The sequence below is a fragment of the Variovorax sp. W2I14 genome (assembly GCF_050435205.1).
GTDB lineage: Bacteria > Pseudomonadota > Gammaproteobacteria > Burkholderiales > Burkholderiaceae_C > Variovorax > Variovorax paradoxus_C.
The window spans coordinates 7187725-7206009 of record NZ_JBNDJX010000001.1; the positions used below are offsets into that span (position 1 = coordinate 7187725).

The 18285-nt window shown below is 65.6% G+C and carries 16 protein-coding genes and 4 tRNA genes; 14 read left to right on the forward strand and 6 right to left on the reverse strand.

The window, feature by feature from the left end; genetic code table 11:
• Window positions 1-86: 86 nt before the first annotated feature.
• The 3 genes from QF040_RS33395 to QF040_RS33405 are packed head-to-tail and all read left to right on the forward strand — an operon-like array spanning window position 87 to window position 1857.
• On the forward strand, window positions 87-863 hold the full coding sequence (locus QF040_RS33395; RefSeq protein WP_429614472.1) for an SDR family NAD(P)-dependent oxidoreductase: 777 nt from the start codon (window positions 87-89) through the stop codon (window positions 861-863).
• Window positions 860-1390 carry a MarR family winged helix-turn-helix transcriptional regulator gene (locus QF040_RS33400; RefSeq protein ID WP_013540115.1) on the forward strand — a complete coding sequence of 177 codons (531 nt, stop codon included), beginning with the start codon at window positions 860-862 and terminating at the stop codon, window positions 1388-1390. The genes QF040_RS33395 and QF040_RS33400 overlap by 4 nt, the downstream gene beginning before the upstream one ends.
• Window positions 1391-1392: 2 nt before the next feature.
• A complete protein-coding gene (locus QF040_RS33405; RefSeq protein ID WP_429614473.1) occupies window positions 1393-1857 on the forward strand; it encodes an acyl-CoA thioesterase in 465 nt (154 codons plus the stop codon).
• 3 nt (window positions 1858-1860) lie between these two features.
• On the opposite strand, the gene QF040_RS33410 is transcribed toward QF040_RS33405, so the two are convergent.
• On the reverse strand, window positions 1861-2244 hold the full coding sequence (locus tag QF040_RS33410; protein WP_429614474.1) for a hypothetical protein: 384 nt from the start codon (window positions 2242-2244) through the stop codon (window positions 1861-1863).
• Window positions 2245-2397: 153 nt separating this feature from the next.
• Here QF040_RS33410 and QF040_RS33415 point away from each other — a divergent pair, with 153 nt between their 5' ends.
• From QF040_RS33415 to QF040_RS33435, 5 genes are all read left to right on the forward strand, one after another.
• Window positions 2398-2601 (forward strand): hypothetical protein, encoded by a 204-nt coding sequence (locus QF040_RS33415; RefSeq protein ID WP_144298954.1) that lies wholly within the window; start codon window positions 2398-2400, stop codon window positions 2599-2601.
• A 387-nt stretch (window positions 2602-2988) separates the two neighbouring features.
• A tRNA-Arg gene (locus tag QF040_RS33420) sits at window positions 2989-3065 on the forward strand.
• A 38-nt stretch (window positions 3066-3103) separates the two neighbouring features.
• On the forward strand, window positions 3104-3301 hold the full coding sequence (locus QF040_RS33425) for a short-chain dehydrogenase (protein WP_429614475.1): 198 nt from the start codon (window positions 3104-3106) through the stop codon (window positions 3299-3301).
• A gap of 28 nt (window positions 3302-3329) precedes the next feature.
• Window positions 3330-3403, forward strand: a tRNA-His gene (locus QF040_RS33430).
• A gap of 53 nt (window positions 3404-3456) precedes the next feature.
• A complete protein-coding gene (locus QF040_RS33435; RefSeq protein WP_429614476.1) occupies window positions 3457-4020 on the forward strand; it encodes an HNH endonuclease in 564 nt (187 codons plus the stop codon).
• A gap of 89 nt (window positions 4021-4109) precedes the next feature.
• Here the strand turns inward: QF040_RS33435 and QF040_RS33440 are convergent, their stop codons facing one another.
• On the reverse strand, window positions 4110-4352 hold the full coding sequence (locus QF040_RS33440) for a hypothetical protein (RefSeq protein WP_429614477.1): 243 nt from the start codon (window positions 4350-4352) through the stop codon (window positions 4110-4112).
• 206 nt (window positions 4353-4558) lie between these two features.
• Between QF040_RS33440 and QF040_RS33445 the strand changes: the two genes are divergently transcribed.
• Entirely contained in the window at window positions 4559-4966 is a 408-nt protein-coding gene (locus tag QF040_RS33445; protein ID WP_429614478.1) for a hypothetical protein, read from the forward strand.
• A gap of 382 nt (window positions 4967-5348) precedes the next feature.
• Here the strand turns inward: QF040_RS33445 and QF040_RS33450 are convergent, their stop codons facing one another.
• Together QF040_RS33450 and QF040_RS33455 are read right to left on the reverse strand one after the other, a co-directional pair.
• Window positions 5349-6359, reverse strand: a complete 1011-nt coding sequence (locus QF040_RS33450; protein ID WP_429614479.1) for a hypothetical protein — start codon at window positions 6357-6359, stop codon at window positions 5349-5351.
• Window positions 6360-7173: 814 nt separating this feature from the next.
• Window positions 7174-7249 (reverse strand) — tRNA-Lys (locus QF040_RS33455).
• A 142-nt stretch (window positions 7250-7391) separates the two neighbouring features.
• Between QF040_RS33455 and QF040_RS33460 the strand changes: the two genes are divergently transcribed.
• Window positions 7392-8102: an SDR family NAD(P)-dependent oxidoreductase gene (locus QF040_RS33460; protein WP_429614480.1), complete on the forward strand. Its 711-nt coding sequence runs from the start codon at window positions 7392-7394 to the stop codon at window positions 8100-8102.
• A gap of 49 nt (window positions 8103-8151) precedes the next feature.
• Here QF040_RS33460 and QF040_RS33465 read toward each other — a convergent pair.
• Window positions 8152-8227 (reverse strand) — tRNA-Ala (locus tag QF040_RS33465).
• A 98-nt stretch (window positions 8228-8325) separates the two neighbouring features.
• Between QF040_RS33465 and QF040_RS33470 the strand changes: the two genes are divergently transcribed.
• Complete coding sequence (locus QF040_RS33470) at window positions 8326-9192, forward strand: alpha/beta hydrolase (protein WP_429614481.1); 867 nt, start codon at window positions 8326-8328, stop codon at window positions 9190-9192.
• A gap of 24 nt (window positions 9193-9216) precedes the next feature.
• Here QF040_RS33470 and QF040_RS33475 read toward each other — a convergent pair whose 3' ends face one another.
• Complete coding sequence (locus QF040_RS33475; protein ID WP_429614482.1) at window positions 9217-10194, reverse strand: GMP reductase; 978 nt, start codon at window positions 10192-10194, stop codon at window positions 9217-9219.
• Between the two features lie 206 nt (window positions 10195-10400).
• Between QF040_RS33475 and QF040_RS33480 the strand changes: the two genes are divergently transcribed.
• From QF040_RS33480 to QF040_RS33490, 3 genes are all read left to right on the forward strand, one after another.
• Window positions 10401-12827, forward strand: a complete 2427-nt coding sequence (locus QF040_RS33480) for a UvrD-helicase domain-containing protein (protein ID WP_429614483.1) — start codon at window positions 10401-10403, stop codon at window positions 12825-12827.
• 107 nt (window positions 12828-12934) lie between these two features.
• Window positions 12935-16786, forward strand: a complete 3852-nt coding sequence (locus QF040_RS33485; protein WP_429614484.1) for a DUF2339 domain-containing protein — start codon at window positions 12935-12937, stop codon at window positions 16784-16786.
• The gene (locus tag QF040_RS33490) at window positions 16783-18279 is read left to right on the forward strand and encodes a DUF3999 domain-containing protein (protein WP_429614485.1); all 1497 of its coding nucleotides are present in this window, start codon (window positions 16783-16785) and stop codon (window positions 18277-18279) included. The genes QF040_RS33485 and QF040_RS33490 overlap by 4 nt, the downstream gene beginning before the upstream one ends.
• Window positions 18280-18285 lie beyond the last annotated feature (6 nt).

Below are 18285 nucleotides of genomic sequence, written 5' to 3' on the forward strand. Positions count from 1 at the left end.
ACCTGGATGAATAGCGGGCGTTTCACGCGGTGACAGCTTCGGTCGTGCCGCGTCGCTAAAATGATTCAGGACTAAACAATTCAGGTATGCAATCAAATCTACTCATTGGCCGTCACGCGCTCGTGACCGGCGCTGCGCGCGGCATCGGTGCGGAGATCGCTCGGACCCTCGCGGCCGAGGGTGCGGTGCTCACGCTGCTCGGGCGCGACCGTGAAGCATTGCAGCGCGTGGCCGACACGCTCGCCGGCAGCGGACATGGCGTGGCCACTGCCGACGTGGCAGATCCGGAGGGCGTGCAAGCCGCCTTTGCGCAGGCTCGCGCAGCGCGAGGGCCGATTGTGATCCTCGTCAACAACGCGGGTGCCGCCGAAAGCGCACCGTTCCTCAAGACTTCCGTCGAACTCTGGCAGAGGATGCTGTCGGTGAACCTCACGGGCAGCTTCCTGTGCGCGCAGGCCGCGCTGCCCGACATGCTGGAAACCGGCTGGGGCCGCATCGTCAACATCGCGAGCACGGCGGGGCAGAAGGGTTATGCCTATGTCTCGGCCTACACCGCGGCCAAGCACGGCGTGATCGGCCTCACGCGCTCGCTCGCGCTCGAAGTGGCGCGCAAGGGCATCACGGTGAATGCCGTGTGCCCGGGCTATACCGACACCGACATCCTGCGCAACAGCGTCGCCAACGTGGTCGGCAAGACCGGGCGCAGCGAAGCCGATGCGCTGGCGGAGTTCTCCAGCGTGAATCCGCAGAAGCGCATCGTGCAGCCGTCCGAGGTGGCCGATACGGTGCGCTGGTTGTGCGGCGAAGGCGCGGCGTCGGTCACAGGCCAGTCGATTTCGGTTTCGGGAGGAGAGGTGACATGACACGCAACGATGCCTCGCACGCCGCGCTCAGCGACGCCGAAGAACTCGGTCATGAAGCACGCGCCGGTCACGAAGACCACGCGATGCTCAAGCTGTGGCTGCGCATGCTCGCGAGCACCACGCAGATCGAGGCCGAGATCCGCCGCCGTCTGCGCGAGCGCTTCGGCATCTCGCTCGCACGCTTCGACTACATGGCGCAGCTCTACCGCTACAAGGACGGGCTCAAGATGCGCGTGCTGTCGCGCTACCTCATGGTGACCGGCGGCAATGTGACGGGCCTGACCGACGAGCTCGAGCGCGAAGGCATGGTGGCGCGCGCGCCCAGCCCCGACGACCGCCGCGCATGGATCGTGAGCCTCACGCCCACGGGGCGGCGCACCTTCGAGACGATGGCGAGCGAGCACGAGCAGTGGATCCTCGAGATGTTCTCGGGCCTCGACATGAAGACGGTCAAGCAGATGCACAGCCAGCTCGGGCTGCTGCGCGTGCATGTGATGCGCGGCGAGGCGGCCGGCGAGGAGGCGTGAGCGTGAGTGATGCCACGCATGTCGACCTGGCGGCGCCGAGCGCGGAGTTCCGGCGGCCGCGGCTGATCCGGTTTTCGGACTGCGATCCGGCGGGCATCGTGTTCTATCCGCAGTACTTCGTGATGCTCAACGGGCTGGTCGAAGACTGGGTGAACGAAGGGCTGGGCCTGAGTTATCACGGGCTCGTGGCGGAGCGCCGCATCGGGCTGCCGACCGTGAAGCTCGAAGTGGACTTTCGTGCAGTGAGCCGCATGGGCGATCAGGTGATGCTTGGTCTTGCCGTGGAACGACTGGGCTCGCGCTCGATGACGCTGGCGGTGCGCTGCTTCGGCGCCGAGAGCGGCGAAGTGCGGATGCGGATGACGCAGGTGATCGTGACGACATCGCTGGAGACGCATCGCGCAGTTGCCATTCCCGACGACATGCGCGCGGCGATCCTGCGCGACGCACCGGCGTTGGCGAGGTGAACGTCAGGGCGACGGGTCGGCGTCCTGCGCGTGTTTCTTCAGCCAGCCGCTGAGTTCTCTCTTGCCTTTGGCGTTGGCCGTGCGCCAAGCCTCGCGCGCAGCCGCGATGAAGCGCTCTTCCGCCGCATCGGGCACCTCGGAGGGACGGTCTTCCTTGTCGAGCCAACCGGGCTCCACCTCGCAGTGCCGCTCGATCTGCCGCGCGAGGTTGTCGCCGATGGGCCGGGCGCTCTTGATCTGGCTCCACATGCTCGGGGAGATTTCGATCTTCTTAGCGAAGGACTGGTCCAGCCCCTTGGCTGGCAGGCCGGCGGCAATGGCGCCCTCGAGAAAGCGGCGATGCAGCGCGAGGACATTGCGACGGCGCGCGACGGTGGTATTGGGCACTGTTCAAAAACAACAACAAGACAAGAAAAGATTGTCCCGGTTGTTGACGTCGCCGTAAACACTATTTACAGTTGCCATCACTCGCGGCTCAAGCCGTCCCCTTTTTCCAACCCTTGACAGCCGACAGCGGCAATTTTTGACCCAGGAACCATCGTGAACACCGCATTGACCCTCACCAACATTCGACCCGCATCGGGCCGGGCGTTCGTGCGCGTGTGGTCGTGTGGCGGTGGGTTCGGCATGCCGTCGTCGAAATCGAATCTGCGCCAGAGCTACGTGCATGCCACGCAAACCGCAGCCCGCCTGCGCGTTGGCAAGTTCGAGGATCAGGTGCTACCGGGTGGAGGTTGCGCATAGGCGCATACCTTCCAAGCTCTCTCCAGCAGAGGCCCGGACACCGAAAGGTTTCCGGGCCTTTTTGTTTTGTTTTTTGCTTTTGTTTTTCGTGCTTTGCCATTTCGGGTGTGCCTTCACCACACCGCCAGGAACCACCGCGTAGACGGTCTGGCGGGATGTGCAGGAACTGATCCCTCCTGTGCAGCGACGTCGTACGGGGCAGCGCCCAGCGCGCTGTCCGTCGCGTGAGGACACAACCGAAATGGAAAAGCGGGGCATTCGTTTTTTCGCATCGAACCCGAGCGGAACCGGGCCATTGCAGATGGTCCTTCCGCGGAAACCGGCCGCAAAGATTGGGCGGCGCCGGAACTCGTAACCGGACACTTTTTGTTTTTCGCTTTCATTCATCCCGCGTTAGCTCAATGGATCAGAGCACTTGCCTACGAAGCAAGGGGTTGCACGTTCGAGTCGTGCACGTGGGGCCATTTTTTTTTGCTGTCACCACCACAACCAAGGAGTCACCATGCGCAAGCGCAACACCCCGATCCGGATGATCACCGTGCGCCCGGCCCAGCCGCGCAGGCGCATGGTGCAGGCACTGGCGCAACGCTTCGGCATCGGTTGGCGCACGGCGGAAAGTACATCCACTTCGCCTGGCCGCGAGCGTGCTGTCGAAAGTCTCGACCTCGATCAGCGTGTGCGTGAAGTGGGCGAGTGGTAGCCGGGCTCTCAGCTCTTTCTTCTTTACGGTGCGCGTAGCTCAACGGCAGAGCCGCGGGTTGTGATCCCGCTGACGACGGTTCGATTCCGTTCGTGCACCCCATCCATCTTTTTCTTTCAACCCTTCGACCATCGCCGCAAAGGAGGCGAGCCAACATGCACCCTCACGTCCTGCAACTCGATATTCAGGGCACGCCGCAAGCCTGGATTTCGCTGGAGCAGGCGGCGCTGCACTACGCCACCGGATCGGTCGCGTGGGAAGACGGCGACCTGCCGCTGGCCACGCTGCGCGGCGGTTTCAACGTCGCGCGTGGCGTGCAGTCGCGCATCGACGTGGCACCCATCATCGCGCTGCGTGGCGCATCGAAGATCAACCTGTTCGACGTCGTGCCCGGTGTCACCAAGGGCAAGCTGTTGCGTCGCGACCGCCACACCTGCGCTTATTGCGCGGGCGTGTTCCACGAGCGCGACCTGCAATGCGAGCACGTGATGCCCGAATCGCGCGGCGGTCCGTGGACCTGGACCAACCTGGTGAGCGCGTGCGCCGTCTGCAACAACAGGAAGGCCGCGCGCACGCCGGAGGAAGCCGGCATGCCGCTGGTCTATCTTCCCTACGTGCCGAGCCGCTTCGAGAACTTCCTGCTCGAAGGCCGCAACATCCGCGCAGACGTGCACGAGTGGCTGGCGAGGCGGCTGCCCAAGGGCTCGCGGCTTCAATGAGAGGGCGCTCTGCTGTGCTTTGGCTCGACCCTCAAGAAAAAAGCCCGCTGTCTTTGGACAACGGGCTTTCTATCGTGCGGATGGGGTGTTCAGCGTCCGACGCCGAAGAATCGATAGGCGATCACCCCTGCCGCCGCGATGCCGCCGACGATGATGCAGAGCACTTTCGTGACCCGACCATTGCCGCGTTTGGAGCGGCCCCAGTGTTCCGGCCCGATCAGATCGATGGGGACGGTGGGTTTGCCTATGTCGGAAGCCTTTTCCATGGAAGAAATATAGCGCAGGCCGGAAATCACTTTGCCCGGTTGGTGGATTGTGTTGTCGTCGGACATCGCCGATTGCACTGGATCGAGGGGGGCAAAAAATAACCCGCCGAAGCGGGTTCAACGAGCTTTTTTGCTTCGATGTGATGTCCCTGAAATCCTGGTTGTTGTGCTGTGTGACAGCGGGTACAAGATGCCATGTCACGCACCGCACTTCATGGATACGGGGCACCGTCGGCCGAAGTCGCCATTTGTAAATGTGAAATAGTGCATATATGAACCAAGAAATCATCCTTGAGAGCCTGACCCGCGCACTCGAAAGCTGGATTCGCCATGCCTCGGCGGACCAGCTCTGGCAGGTGCATCAGGCCGGCGGCCTTGGTGCCTCCATTCACGTGGACGGCGACATCGTGCGGGCGCGCGTCACGCTCGGCGAGCCGCGCAATGCGCTGTCGGACATCGGCAAGACGGATGGGCGATTGCCTGTCACCGAGGCCTTTCTCGGCAAGAGCATCGCGGCTTGGGGCACGCCACCGTCGCAAGGCAGCCCTGAGCGGGAGCAATGGTTCCTGTCGAACGAACTGGCGCAGACGCATGCACGGCAGTACCTGATGGCGGAAGTCGGCGAGAAGCGCGATGTGCTCGTGCGCTTTGTCGATGACTGGATCGCGCGCCAAGGCTGAGCGAGAGCGCCGTGATCGTGATGTCGTGGGCAAATAAAAAAGCCTGCTACCGGTGAGGTAGCAGGCTTTTTCAGCGTTTCCGCCATGTTGGTGGTGGGCCCTGAGTGACTCGAACACTCGACCTACGGATTAAGAGGCCGACTCTGCAACAGGCCGCAGGCCGCGTTAGGGCTGAGAGTTTGTACAGTGGTGTCTCATGTTCGGTGTTCTGTCTTTGCCGTCCTGCGCTCGAACGATTCCAGAAAAACCACAGTATGTAAGACGGATTTCAGTGTTGCTACTTGGTGCGGCGTGGTGCTTTCTGACCAGCGAGCTTTGATGTATCTCTCAACAAAGCCTGGACCGATGAGTTCAAGTAGGGGCTATAGGCTGAGAGCTTTTCTCATTGGGCTCTCAGCTTTTGCTTGAGCCACTTCATGCTTGAGCGGTGGCCGTTGTTCCCAACCAGCCAATAGCGGCAAGGTTGGAACAGTAGCTCTACCGGGTACACCGCGAAGGCGCTCGCGAGGTCATTGCGGACGAAGAAAGCGTTGACGCCGCTCAGGTTGCAGCTGACCAGCGTGTAGTCGTCTTTGAACAGATCCACCCAGGCCTGAAGGGATGCTCCGTAATAGTCGTCCTGCGCCCACTGATGGTCGCCTGCATAGGCCATGGCCATGCTGCTAGGCGGCGGGAATTTGCCGTTGTATTCGACGCAAATGACCTTCGGCGCGATCTCTTTCAGTGCCAGCGGCACCAGGTGCAGGTCGTTGCCGTCGATGTCGAACGAGAAGAAGTCGATGTTGGTTTCGTCAAGATGCTCCCTGAACTGCGCCACCAGCGGCCCGACGGATTCTTTTGTGACAAAGGCTTCCGTGACCAGGAGTTGATCGCTCTTCAGCTCGCCGAGGTGCTCAGCGATGAACGCGATGTTGCTTGCGCTGCCGTCAAGCCAGCCGCCGCGGTACCCGTCAAGCAGCAGCTGGTGCGTGTTGTTCTCCAAGCCATTGCCGCATCCGATTTCGATGAAGGTTTTCGACAGCGGGGTCAACTGCGAGACTCGCTGCAGGCAAGCACGGATCATCCCGTCTTCGTCGCACTGCGCGAAGGAGTTCCAGCCCAGTGCAGCGATGTTGCCGGGCATTTCCTTCGCGATCTCCTTCTGCAACTCGCGAATCAGCTGCGCGGAGTCTTGCCACGTGTGGCCAATGGTGCGAGCGCCGCTCAGGCCGGCGTGGGAGCCGAGCGCGGCTACCCGGGTCGAAATCACGCAGAGGTGTTCCTCAAGCGTCGGCGAAATCGATGGCTGCGCGTGCGCCTGGGCGGACTTGATCTGGTCAAGAGCAGACGCTGCGGAAAGTGCCGCCGCATACAGGCGGCGGAGCTGGCGAAAGGGCGTGACAGAGTTGAGCATTGATTGCGAGGGACATAGCGTCCCGGTTTGGTTTTTTCGGCGGTGGGCGTTCGCCCGAACTGGGCGGGCAGTGCATGCCGCCTGGGCTACTGAGATATCTGGCGTCTACTGGCACAGGCTCCTCGACGAAGCCTTTCGACGTGCCCGTGGGGTGATGCAACAGCTCGGCAATCTCGCGTTCCATTCCAGTGCCTCGACGCGGCGCGGCAGCTCTCTCTCGGCGTCGGCGGACGGCGGGTGCTTTGTGGCCGCTGGCCAGCGTGAGCGCGGCCTCGCGCCTTCCCTCCGGACTTTCTAGGCGCATCAACTTGGCTATCTCGTCTCGAGCTTTTATGCGGCGCTGCAATTCTTCCTTGAGGGACGTGGTCATCGGCGGGATTATGGTGCAGCGCGAACTGTCCTCACCATAACGGCGAGAGCTTCTTCCGCGTTCGCGATGCGGGTCGCCGCGTTGGTCAAGATCGCACCAAGCCCGGCGGCACCACAGGCAATCCCGAAGCGGTAGCCATGCCCTTCTCGAACACCGTGCCTGAGTAGGCCTCGGCACCACGGAACAGTGCGAGGTTCGCGACGACGACCTGCGCGGCGCGCCGCTTGCTCGCCGCGTAGATCGCGCCTGTGGCGTGGTGGTCGTGGTAATCGATTCATCGAATGGCACCAGCGCTTCCAGTCGCAGCTTCTCGCACATTGCTTCGTGTGAGTGCGGCGGGTATGCGGCGACCTATGGATATGGGACGCGTTTCATGTTCCCCGCAATGAAAGAAGCCCGCTACCTTTTGGATAGCGGGCTTTTCAGCGATGACGCGGCGTTGGTTGGTGGGCCCTGAGTGACTCGAACACTCGACCTACGGATTAAGAGTCCGCTGCTCTACCAACTGAGCTAAGAGCCCCTGCGCTGTAAGCGACTAGCGTTTTCAGGCAAGACCACGAGTATATCCCAGAATTTTCCGGTGTCCAAAAAAAATGTGAACCGCGGCGTTAGGATGCGCCACCGACGGGGCCATGCCCCTCCTCAATCAGGAGCATTTTCTTATGAGCGATGCAAACACCACGCCCCATGTCGTGATCACCGGTGCCGCGGGCGCGCTGGGTCGTGCCGTGGCGCAGCACTTCCTTGAGCAAGGCGCACGCCTTGCGTTGGTCGATCACCATGCCGGCCGATTGACCGAGGTCTTTCCGGGGCTCGACAACTCGCAGCACCTGCTGCTCGCGGGCGACGTGACCTCGGCGCCCGACATGGCCGAGTTGCTGACCGGCCAGGTGCTCAAGGCCTTCGGCCGCGTCGACGCGCTCGTGCACATCGCCGGTGGTTTCGAGATGGGCGAGGCAACGCATGCGCTGTCGCGCGCAAGCTGGGACCGCATGATGAATCTCAATGCGTGGTCGTTCGTCGCGGTGACGCAAGCCGTGCTGCCCTCGATGATCGAACGCAAGAGCGGCCGCATCGTCGCGGTGACGGCAAAAGTGGCGGCGCGCGGCGTGCCGGCAATGGCGGCGTACATCGCATCGAAGAGCGCATTGCAGCGCCTGGTGGAAGCGATGGCGGCCGAAGCCGCACCGCACGGCGTCAGCGTGAACAGCGTCGCGCCGAGCGTGCTGGACACACCGGCGAATCGCCAGGCGATGCCCGATGCCAATCCGGCCGAATGGGTGTCGACGTCGGTCGCGGCGCAGACCATCGGCTTCCTCGCATCGCCTGCAGCCGCTGCGTTGCATGGCCAGCACCTGACGCTCGATACCTGAGTGCCAAAAGAAAAGGCCTTGGCGGTTGCCAAGGCCTTTTCGAATCGGTTGGTGGAGAGGATGAGGATCGAACTCACGACCTCCGCATTGCGAACGCGGCGCTCTCCCAGCTGAGCTACCCCCCCAACACGGCGTAAATTCTAACCAGACTCCCGTCTCGCCGCACGTGGTGTCGTGCCAAGATCCGCGCCTCGCAAACCAAGAACACAAGAGCAGCAACCGCATGGCCTCGTACGACCCCGCCTGGCTGGAAGGCATGTACAACAATCTCGCACGGGTGAAAAACCACCCCGCGTATTTCGAGCGCTGGACGCGCGAATCGGCGGCGGTGCGCGACGCCTTGCCCGGCCGGATCGATCTTCGCTACGGCGACGGACCGAACGAAACGCTCGATATTTTTCCGGCGCCGATCCCCGACGCGCCGGTCCTGGTCTTCATCCACGGCGGTTACTGGCGTGCGATGGACAAGAGCCAGCATTCCTTCATCGCGCCGTCGTTCAACGACCGCGGCATCTGTGTCGTCGTGCCCAACTACGCGTTGTGTCCCGGACCGGTCGAGGCGCCCGTCACCGTGCCGGGCATCCTCATGCAGGTGGTGCATGCGCTCGAGTGGACTTGGCGCCACGTCGCGGCCTATGGCGGCGATCCTTCGCGCATCACCGTCGCGGGTCATTCGGCCGGCGGCCACATGGCGGCGGCGCTGCTGGCGTGCGACTGGAAAGCGGTCGCGCCCGATCTGCCTGCGCAGCTGGTGCGCAACGCGCTCTCGGTCTCGGGCCTCTACGACCTGCGGCCACTGCAACACACGCCGTTCCTGGAGAACACGCTGAAGCTGACCGATGCCGACGCTCGCCGTGCGAGCCCGGTGCTCTGGCCCGCACCGCCGAGGGGCCAGCTCTATGCAGTCGCCGGTGGCGAAGAGAGCCCGGAATTCATCCGCCACAACACGATGATCCGCGACGCCTGGGGCCGCAATGCCGTGCCTGTGTGCGAGGTGCTTCCGGGCCTCGACCACTTCAGCGTGGTCGACGCCTTCGCCGATCCGGCCCACGCGCTGCACCGCCACGCGGTGCAACTGCTCGAGGCCTGACCGAGACGGCCCGGGGCAGGGCGCTTACATCAGCAGGTGTTCGCCCTCGTTGGCGCCGCCCAGCGTGACGTAGTTGACCTTGCGGATGTCCATCAGCGTGCGGCCGCCCGCGTAGCTGATGGAGCTCTGCACGTCCTGCTCCATCTCGACCAGCGTGTCGGCCAGCTTGCCCTTGATGGGTTCGAGGATGCGCTTGCCCTCGACGTGCTTGTACTCGCCCTTGTTGAAGTCGCTGGCCGAGCCGTAGTACTCCTTGAAGAGCGCGCCGTCGACCTCGACCGTCTTGCCGGGCGACTCTTCGTGACCCGCGAACAGCGAGCCGATCATCACCATCGAGGCGCCAAAACGCACGCTCTTCGCGATGTCGCCGTGGTCACGGATGCCGCCGTCCGCAATGATCGGCTTGGTCGCCACGCGCGCGCACCACTTGAGCGCCGACAGCTGCCAGCCACCCGTGCCGAAACCCGTCTTGAGCTTGGTGATGCAGACCTTGCCCGGGCCGATGCCGACCTTGGTCGCATCCGCGCCCCAGTTCTCCAGGTCGATCACCGCTTCAGGCGTGCCGACGTTGCCGGCGATCACGAAGGCCTTCGGCAGCTTCTCCTTGAGGTAGCCGATCATGTTCTTCACGCTGTCGGCATGGCCGTGCGCGATGTCGATCGTGATGTATTCGGGAACGAGGCCTTGTGTCACCAGTTGGTCGACGGTCTCGTAGTCGGGCTTCTTCACGCCGAGCGAGATCGAGGCGAACACGCCCTTGCCCTGCATCTCCTTGACGAACTTCACGTTGTCCAGGTCGAAGCGGTGCATCACATAGAAGTAGCCGTTCTGCGCGAGCCAGAGGCAGATCGACTCGTCGACCACCGTCTTCATGTTGGCCGGCACCACCGGCAGGCGGAATGTGCGTTCGCCCAGCGTCACGCTGGCGTCGCACTCCGAACGGCTCTCCACGCGGCACTTGCGGGGGAGCAAAAGGATGTTGTCGTAATCGAAAATCTGCATGACCAGGCTCCTGAAAGGAATCGTTGAAAAAAACGAATGAGCGCTTGGTCCGGCCGGCTTTTGCGGTGCTTCTCGAAAAGGAAACGCCCACAAAAAACCGGGCGCAAGAATCTTGGGCCCGGTGATTGATTTTACGCGGGGTCCCGGAGGCAGGTCTTCCAGTTCTTCGTATAACCCGCATACGCGGTGGTTTCTACAATCGGTGGATGTTGTTTAACGATCCTGCGGCTGATGCCAACCCCTCGGAACTGCCACTGCTGCAGAACCTGAACCCGGAGCAGCGCGCTGCGGTCACTCTGCCCCAGGGCAATGCGCTCATCCTCGCGGGCGCCGGCTCCGGCAAGACCCGGGTGCTCACCACCCGCATCGCCTGGCTGCTCCAGACCGGTCAGGTCTCCGCCGGCGGCATCCTCGCCGTGACCTTCACCAACAAGGCCGCCAAGGAAATGATGACGCGGCTGACGGCAATCCTGCCGGTCAACGTGCGCGGCATGTGGATCGGCACCTTCCATGGCCTGTGCAACCGCCTCCTGCGCGCGCACTGGAAGCTGGCCAACCTGCCGTCAACCTTCCAGATCCTCGACACGCAAGACCAGCTCTCGGCCATCAAGCGCCTGATGAAGCAGTTCAACGTCGATGACGAGCGCTTCCCCGCCAAGCAGACCCAGTGGTTCATCGCCGGTGCCAAGGAAGACGGCCTGCGTCCGAAGGACGTGGAGATCCGCAGCGACGACGACCGCAAGAAGGTCGAGCTCTACCAGCTCTACGAAGAGCAGTGCCAGCGCGAAGGCGTGGTCGACTTCGGCGAGCTCATGCTGCGCAGCTACGAACTGCTGCGCGACAACGACCCTGTGCGCGAGCACTACCAGCGGCGCTTTCGTCACATCCTGATCGACGAGTTCCAGGACACCAACCGCCTGCAATACGCGTGGATCAAGATGCTCTCGGGCAACACGGTCGGCGGGCAGTTCACGCCGAACCCCAACAACAGCGTGATCGCGGTGGGCGACGACGACCAGAGCATCTACGCCTTTCGCGGCGCGCGCGTGGGCAACATGGCCGACTTCGTGCGCGAGTTCGACGTGCAGCACCAGATCAAGCTGGAGCAGAACTACCGCAGCTACAGCAACATCCTCGACTCGGCCAACGAGCTCATCAGCCACAACAAGAAGCGCTTGGGCAAGAACCTGCGCACCGACCAGGGCCCGGGCGAACCGGTGCGCGTGTACGAGTCGCCCACCGATCTCGCCGAAGCGCAGTGGATGGTCGAGGAAATGCGCCAGCTCGTGCGCGACGGCTTCGACCGGAAAGAGATGGCGGTGCTCTACCGCAGCAATGCGCAGAGCCGGGTGATTGAAACGGCGCTCTTCAATGCCTCGGTGCCGTACCGCGTGTATGGGGGCCTCCGCTTCTTCGAGCGCGCCGAAATCAAGCACGCGCTGGCCTACCTGCGCCTCCTGGAGAACAAGGACGACGACACCAGCTTCCTGCGCGTCGTCAACTTTCCGCCGCGTGGCATTGGCGCGCGCACGCTCGAAACCCTGCAGGACGCGGCCCGCGCGGCCGGGCGTTCGCTGCACGACGCGGTCAGCGTGGTCGGCGGCAAGGCGGGCGCGAACCTCACCGGCTTCGTCGCCAAGATCGACGTGCTGCGGGAGCAGACCCAGGGCGTGAGCCTGCGCGAGATCATCGAGTTGGTGCTCGACCACAGCGGCCTCGTCGAGCACTACAAGGCCGACCGCGAAGGCGCGGACCGCCTCGAGAACTTGGACGAACTGGTCAACGCGGCCGAAAGCTTCGTCACGCAGGAAGGCTTCGGCCGCGATGCGGTGGCGCTGCCGGTCGACGAATTGCGCCAGTCGCCCGCGAGCCAGGGGATCGACCCGACCCGCCCGGTGCTCGACGAGCCGCTCGCACCCGACGCCGAGACCGGCGAAACGCTGAGCCCGCTGGCCGCGTTCCTCACGCACGCCGCGCTCGAATCGGGCGACAACCAGGCGCAGGCCGGCCAGGACGCGGTGCAGCTCATGACGGTGCACGCCGCCAAGGGCCTGGAGTTCGACTGTGTGTTCATCACCGGCATGGAAGAAGGCCTGTTCCCGCACGAGAACTCGATGAGCGACTTCGAGAGCCTCGAGGAAGAGCGCCGCCTGATGTACGTGGCGATCACGCGCGCCCGCAAGCGCCTGTACCTGAGCCATTCGCAGACGCGCATGCTGCACGGGCAGACCCGCTACAACGTCAAGAGCCGCTTCTTCGATGAGCTGCCCGAAGGGGCGCTCAAGTGGCTCACGCCCAAGAACCAGGGCTTCACGCCGTCGGCCTTTGGCTACGGCGGCGGCTACGGGAGCACGCGCGGCGGCAGTGGCGGCTACAGCGGTGGAAGCAGCGGATATGGAGGTGGTGGCTACGGCGGCAGCAAGGACACCTTCGCCAGCCCGCCGGTGCCACCGCAGAAGACCGCACCGTCGCATGGCCTGCGCTCGGGCATGCAGGTGTTCCACAACAAGTTCGGCGAGGGCACCGTGCTGGCCCTCGAAGGCACAGGCGACGACGCGCGTGCGCAGGTCAAGTTCACGCGCCACGGCGTGAAGTGGCTGGCGCTGTCGGTGGCCAAGCTCACGCCGGTCTGAGGCTGCTACCAAACCTATAGCTGACAGCATAGGCCGGGCGGGCGTCAGCCCGGTTTTTCCGGGATCAGCCGTACACTCCGGACTCGCCAAAACAAGGGGAGTCGGGGATGTGGTTCATAGGCATGATGGCCGGCCTGTTCATTGGGGCGCTGTTCGAATCGGTGCCCGTGGCGCTGGTTCTTGCGCTCGTTGGCGCATTGGCGTTCGCCAAGCTGTTCGGCAAGAAGAAAAAGGGCGAGCCGCAGCGCACCGAAGCTGAGGTCGGCTTGCCTGATGGCCGCGTCGCCGGCACGCCGGCCGCGACCGCACCCGCAGGCGGCGTGCTGAAGCTGCAGCAGCGGGTGACAGAACTCGAGGAGCGCGTCAGCCAGCTCGAACGCCGGCTCGCGCAGGGCGCGAGTGATGTAGCCATCGTCCCGACGGCAGCCGCGCCAATCGGCGACCTCGCCACATCCATGGCCAGCACGCCGGCTGCGGAGTCGCCTTCGCTGCCGCTGGCTCAACCTGCGGCGGCACAAGCTGCCGAGATGACGCGGCCCCGCATCGCCACCATGCAGGTCCCGCGGCCCGTCGTCGTTGCCGAGAAGCCTGTTGCAGAAGCGCCGGTCCCGCCCGCAGCACCCGTCGCTCCTGCCGCAGAAAAACCCGCCGCGCCACGCGCACCTGAGCCCGTCGCCACACCCACGCCGCAGGTCGCCGTGCCGCCGCTGGTTCGCCGTCCACCACCGCCGCCGCCGCCGCCACCGGTCCCGCTGCGCGACCGCCTGCCCGCACCGATCGCCAACCTGATCTTCGGCGGCAACATGCTGGTGAAGCTCGGCGTGCTGATCCTGTTCCTCGGCCTCGCTTTCCTGCTGCGCTACACGGCCGAACGCGTCACGGTGCCGATCGAGCTGCGCTACGCCGCAGTCGCCCTGGTGGGCGCGGGCCTCCTGGTGCTGGGCTGGCTGCTGCGCCACAAGCGCGCGGGCTATGCGCTGATATTGCAGGGCGCGGGCATCGGCGTCTTCTATCTCACGACGCTCGCAGCCATGAAGCTCAGCGGCCTGCTGCCGGCCAGCGTGGGCTTCGCGTTCCTGTTCGGCGTGGCGGTGCTGAGTGCTGCATTGGCGGTGCTGCAGAACGCGCCCTTGCTCGCCATCGTCGCCGCGCTCGAAGGCTTCGCGGCGCCGGTGCTGGCATCGACCGGCTCCAACCAGCCGGTGGGCCTCTTCACCTACCTGCTGGTGCTCGACGTGGGCATCGTGCTGATCGCGTGGTTCAAGGCCTGGCGCGTGCTCAACCTGATCGGCTTCGTGGGCACCTTCACGCTCGCGGCCGGCTGGGCGCACAAGTACTACACGGACGACCAGTACGGCATCGTGCAGCCGTTCCTCATCGTGTTCTTCCTGCTGTTCACCGCCATCGGTTTGTTCTTCGCGCGCCGCACGCTGTTCGATGCACCGGTGCAGCCCGCGCAGCCGCTCGCAACGCGCGCGCTCGACACGCTGCGCCGCGCCGGCCGGGTCGACAGCTCGCTGGTGTTCGGCACGCCGATGGTCGCCTTCGGCATGCAGTACCTGCTGATGCGTCCGTTGGAATACGGCGCCGCGTTCTCGGCGATGGCGCTCGCGGCGTTCTATCTCGTGATGGGCCGGCTGGTGTTCGCCACGCAGCCCAAGGGTCTCGCGCTGCTGGCGGAGGCGTACGCCATCGTCGGCGTGATCTTCGGCACGCTCGCCATTCCGCTCGGCCTCGAAGGGCAGTGGACCGGTGCGGCGTGGGCGGTCGAAGCGGCCGGCATGTACTGGCTCGGCGCGCGGCAGGGGCGTGTCTATGCGCGGGCCTTCTCGTTCCTGGTGTTCGCCGGCGCGGTGTGGAAGCTGCTCGAAGCCACGCAGCTCGACGGGGCGGCGGGGCATCCGCTGCTGCAGGGCTCGGTGATCGGGCCGCTGCTGGTGGCGGCGAGCGCCTTCGCGATGTGGGCCATGCACCGCCGCGCCAGGCTCGATGAAGGCGACAGCCTCGAAGCCATCGTCGGCGGCGCCTTGCCGTGGCTCGGCATGGCCGCGCTCACGCTGCTCTTGTGGCAGTGGTTCACACCGCCGTGGGCCGCGGCCGCGACGGCCGTGCTCGCATCGGTCACCTTCGCGGTTGCCGTGCGTTTCGCGCTGCTGCCGCTCACCTACGTGAGCTTCGGCATGCAGGCGCTGGCGGTGGCGGGCTTCATCGCCACGCTGCACCGCACGGGCGATGGCCTCGACGCCGGGCAGGCGCTCGAAAGCGGCTGGCAGGGCGCCGCGGCCGCCTGCCTGATCGCCCTCAGCGTGCTCGGCAGCGCAGCCTGGTCAATGCTGCAGGCGCACCGTGCGGCACTGGCGCGCGGCGTGCAGCCCGTGTGGTCGATCGGCAATGTGGTGGGTGTGATCGCGGGCGTGGGCTTGCTTCACCTGGCGATGCTGTTCCAGATCAGCCTTGCCCAGGCCGCGCTGCTGTGGCCGCTGACCGCCACCGTCGTGCTGTGGGTGGCGCTGCGCATGGCGCACCTGCCGCTCGCGGCGTTCGCGGGCGTGCTGCATGCGGTCTCGGCGATTCTCTTCGTCATGCTGGCGGAGATGGGGGGCGACATGCGCGTGCTGCGTCCCGCCTTCGGTCACCTTGGTTTCTGGACGCCGGTGGTGATGGGCCTTGCGGCGCTCCTGGCCGGCGACTGGTTGCGCGACGAAGCGCGGCCGCGCGCGGGCGAGCCCGCTGGCGTGGCGCGCAAGCGCTGGGTCAACGCCTGGTGTGCCCTTCCCGCGGTGCTGTGGACGCCGGTGGTCTGGGGCCTGTTCTGGTGGCTGTTCGGCGCGCTGGACGAGAGCGTCCGGGTGCTGAACCTCCACGCGCTGGCGAGCCACGTGCCCGCGGTCGCGATGGCGGTGGTTCTCGTGACGTCCGTGCTGTCGGCGCTCGTGGCGCACCGGCGCGACTGGTCGCAACTCGGCCGGGCGACCCTGGCCACGCTGCCCGGCTTCGGCCTGATCGCCGCCTACGGCATCGCGGGCGGGTTGACGCTGTTCTATGTGCCGTCGAGCGCGCTCGGCTGGATCGCGTGGCCGCTGGCGCTCGCGTGGCACCTGCGCCTGCTGCGCGCGCAGAAGCGCTGGCTCGACGCCTCGGTGCTGACGCCGTTCCACGTCGCGGGCTTCTGGCTTTTCCTGCTGCTCGCGGCGCGCGAATGCCAGTGGCAGCTCGGCCGCGTCGGTGCCGAGTGGTCGAGCTGGCAACTGCTGGGCTGGGCCCTCGTGCCGGCGCTGGTGCTGTGGGCGCTGCGCTCGCGCGTGTTGCTGCAGCGCTGGCCGCTCAGCGAATACCGCAGCGCCTACCTGGAACTCGCCGCAACGCCGGTGGCGGTGTACCTGTTCGCATGGGTCTGGGTCACCAACGCGGTGAGCCCCGGGGATGCGGCGCCGCTGCCGTATGTGCCGCTGCTCAACCCGCTCGAACTCGCGCAATGGCTCGTGCTGTTCGCGCTGGTGCTCTGGTGGCGCGCGCTGCCGCCCGCCTCGTTTGCGCGTGTGCAGCCGATGGTCGCCAAGGGCGCGGTCGGCTTCACCGGCCTTGCGTTGCTGACCGGCATGGTGCTGCGCACCTGCCATCACTACGCGGGCGTGGAATGGCGCTTCGACGCGCTCTACGCCTCGTGGCTCACGCAGGCGGCGCTGTCGATCACCTGGGCGATCTGTGGCGTGGTCGCGATGGTGCTCGGCCACGGGCGCCGGGTGCGCACGCTGTGGATCGCGGGTGCCGCGCTGCTCGGCGTCGTGGTGCTGAAGCTGTTCTTCGTCGAACTGGCGGACCGCGGCGGGCTGTTCCGCATCGTGTCGTTCATCGCCGTCGGGGCCTTGCTGTTGCTGGTGGGGTACTTCGCGCCGGTGCCGCCCAAGAAGGAAGAGCCGGAGCCGAAGACGGCACCGGCCGAAGGAGGTGCTGTATGAGCGATCGTTCGATTCGTATCGTCTTCGCCGCGCTGATGGCCGCGGCTTCGGCAGGCGTTGCACAGGCGCAGCCGGTCACTTCCGCCTCCATCGCGCTGCATGGCACCGGGCCGTACCACCGGCTCGCGCTGCCGCTCGCCATCTACGGCCGTGCCGCCTATGGCGACCTCGGCGACCTTCGGGTCCACAACGCCGCCGGGCACGCGGTGCCTTATGCCTGGTTGCGCAATGAAGCGTCAGCGCCGCGAACGGCCTCGCAGGCGGTGCCGATCTTCGCGTTGCCCGGCAGTGCCGCACCGGGCGACACCGCGCTTGCGTTCACCGTGCGACCCGACGGCTCGCTGGCGCTGGACAACAAGGCCACCGCCAAGCCAAACGACGCGACGCAGTGGCTCATCGACGTGAGCCAGGTCAAGGGCAGCCTGCTGCAGGCGCGCTTCGAGATCGCGCCCGATGCGCGTGGCCTGTTCGCCTTCCGGCTGGAGGCCAGCGAGGACCTGCGGCAATGGCGTCCGGTGGGCGGCGAGGAGCAATTGGTGCGTCTGGCTCACGGCGGCCAGACCATCGAGCGGATGGCGGTCGAGCTGGGCAATTTGCGCACGCGCTTCCTGCGCCTGCGCTGGAGCGATCCGCAACAAGGCGCACCGCTCGCCAAGGTGGAAATCGACAGCGTGCAGGAGGTCGAGCCGGCGGCGCCGATCGAATGGTCCGGCGCGCTGAAGCCCGAGCGCTGCGCCGAGGACTACTGCGACTACCTGCTGCCGCGTGGCCTGCCCGTGCAGAGCCTGCGCATCGACCTGGCCGACATCAACACGCTCGCGCAGGTCGGCGTGTCGGGTCTGGTCGATGCCGCACCGGCTTCGGCGACGCCGCAGCAGCAGTTCGTGCCGCGCAACCCGCTCTACGCGTTGCGGCACCAGCAGCGTCGAACGACCCCGTTGCCCACCGGCCCGGGCGAGGCGCCGCTGCTCGACACGGTCGTGTACAGGCTCGCGCAGGCCGGCGGTGAAGCGCGTTCTCCGGTGCTGGCGCTCGACGGCGCGGTGTATTCGCGCCTCAGGCTGCGCACTTCAGGTCCGGTGAGCGTGCTCGGCGCAACGCCGCCGACGATTGCGGTGGGCGCCACGCCGCGCACACTGGTGTTTCTTGCGCAAGGCGGCGCGCCGTTCTCGCTGGCGTGGAGCGCGGCGTCCGACAAGGGCGCGGTTCAAGGTTCGGTGCCGGGGGCACCGCTTGCGTTGTCGACGCTGATCCCGGGCTACGTCGCGGACAAACCGGTTGTGGCGGACGATGCTTCGGTCACGCTGCCCGTGGCTGCAGTGGAAGCAGCAGTCGCTGCCGCCGCGCTCGCGCCCGTTCCCGAGGCGGTGCCGAACGATCCGTCGCGCAAGTGGTGGCTCTGGGGTGCTCTGGGTGTCGGCCTGCTGTTGCTCGCAGGCATGGCGTGGTCGCTGTTCGCGAGCCTGCGCAAGGACAAGGCTGCGAACGACTGACCGGCG

Bases quoted from the DNA above. Each gene is read 5' to 3' on its own strand.
- QF040_RS33395 (WP_429614472.1), top strand. From the start codon at position 87: ATGCAATCAAATCTACTCATTGGCCGTCACGCGCTCGTGACCGGCGCT.
- QF040_RS33400 (WP_013540115.1), top strand. From the start codon at position 860: ATGACACGCAACGATGCCTCGCACGCCGCGCTCAGCGACGCCGAAGAA.
- QF040_RS33425 (WP_429614475.1), top strand. From the start codon at position 3,104: ATGCGCAAGCGCAACACCCCGATCCGGATGATCACCGTGCGCCCGGCC.
- QF040_RS33435 (WP_429614476.1), top strand. From the start codon at position 3,457: ATGCACCCTCACGTCCTGCAACTCGATATTCAGGGCACGCCGCAAGCC.
- QF040_RS33440 (WP_429614477.1), bottom strand. From the start codon at position 4,352: ATGTCCGACGACAACACAATCCACCAACCGGGCAAAGTGATTTCCGGC.
- QF040_RS33445 (WP_429614478.1), top strand. From the start codon at position 4,559: ATGAACCAAGAAATCATCCTTGAGAGCCTGACCCGCGCACTCGAAAGC.
- QF040_RS33450 (WP_429614479.1), bottom strand. From the start codon at position 6,359: ATGCTCAACTCTGTCACGCCCTTTCGCCAGCTCCGCCGCCTGTATGCG.
- QF040_RS33460 (WP_429614480.1), top strand. From the start codon at position 7,392: ATGAGCGATGCAAACACCACGCCCCATGTCGTGATCACCGGTGCCGCG.
- QF040_RS33470 (WP_429614481.1), top strand. From the start codon at position 8,326: ATGGCCTCGTACGACCCCGCCTGGCTGGAAGGCATGTACAACAATCTC.
- QF040_RS33475 (WP_429614482.1), bottom strand. From the start codon at position 10,194: ATGCAGATTTTCGATTACGACAACATCCTTTTGCTCCCCCGCAAGTGC.
- QF040_RS33480 (WP_429614483.1), top strand. From the start codon at position 10,401: ATGTTGTTTAACGATCCTGCGGCTGATGCCAACCCCTCGGAACTGCCA.
- QF040_RS33485 (WP_429614484.1), top strand. From the start codon at position 12,935: ATGTGGTTCATAGGCATGATGGCCGGCCTGTTCATTGGGGCGCTGTTC.
- QF040_RS33490 (WP_429614485.1), top strand. From the start codon at position 16,783: ATGAGCGATCGTTCGATTCGTATCGTCTTCGCCGCGCTGATGGCCGCG.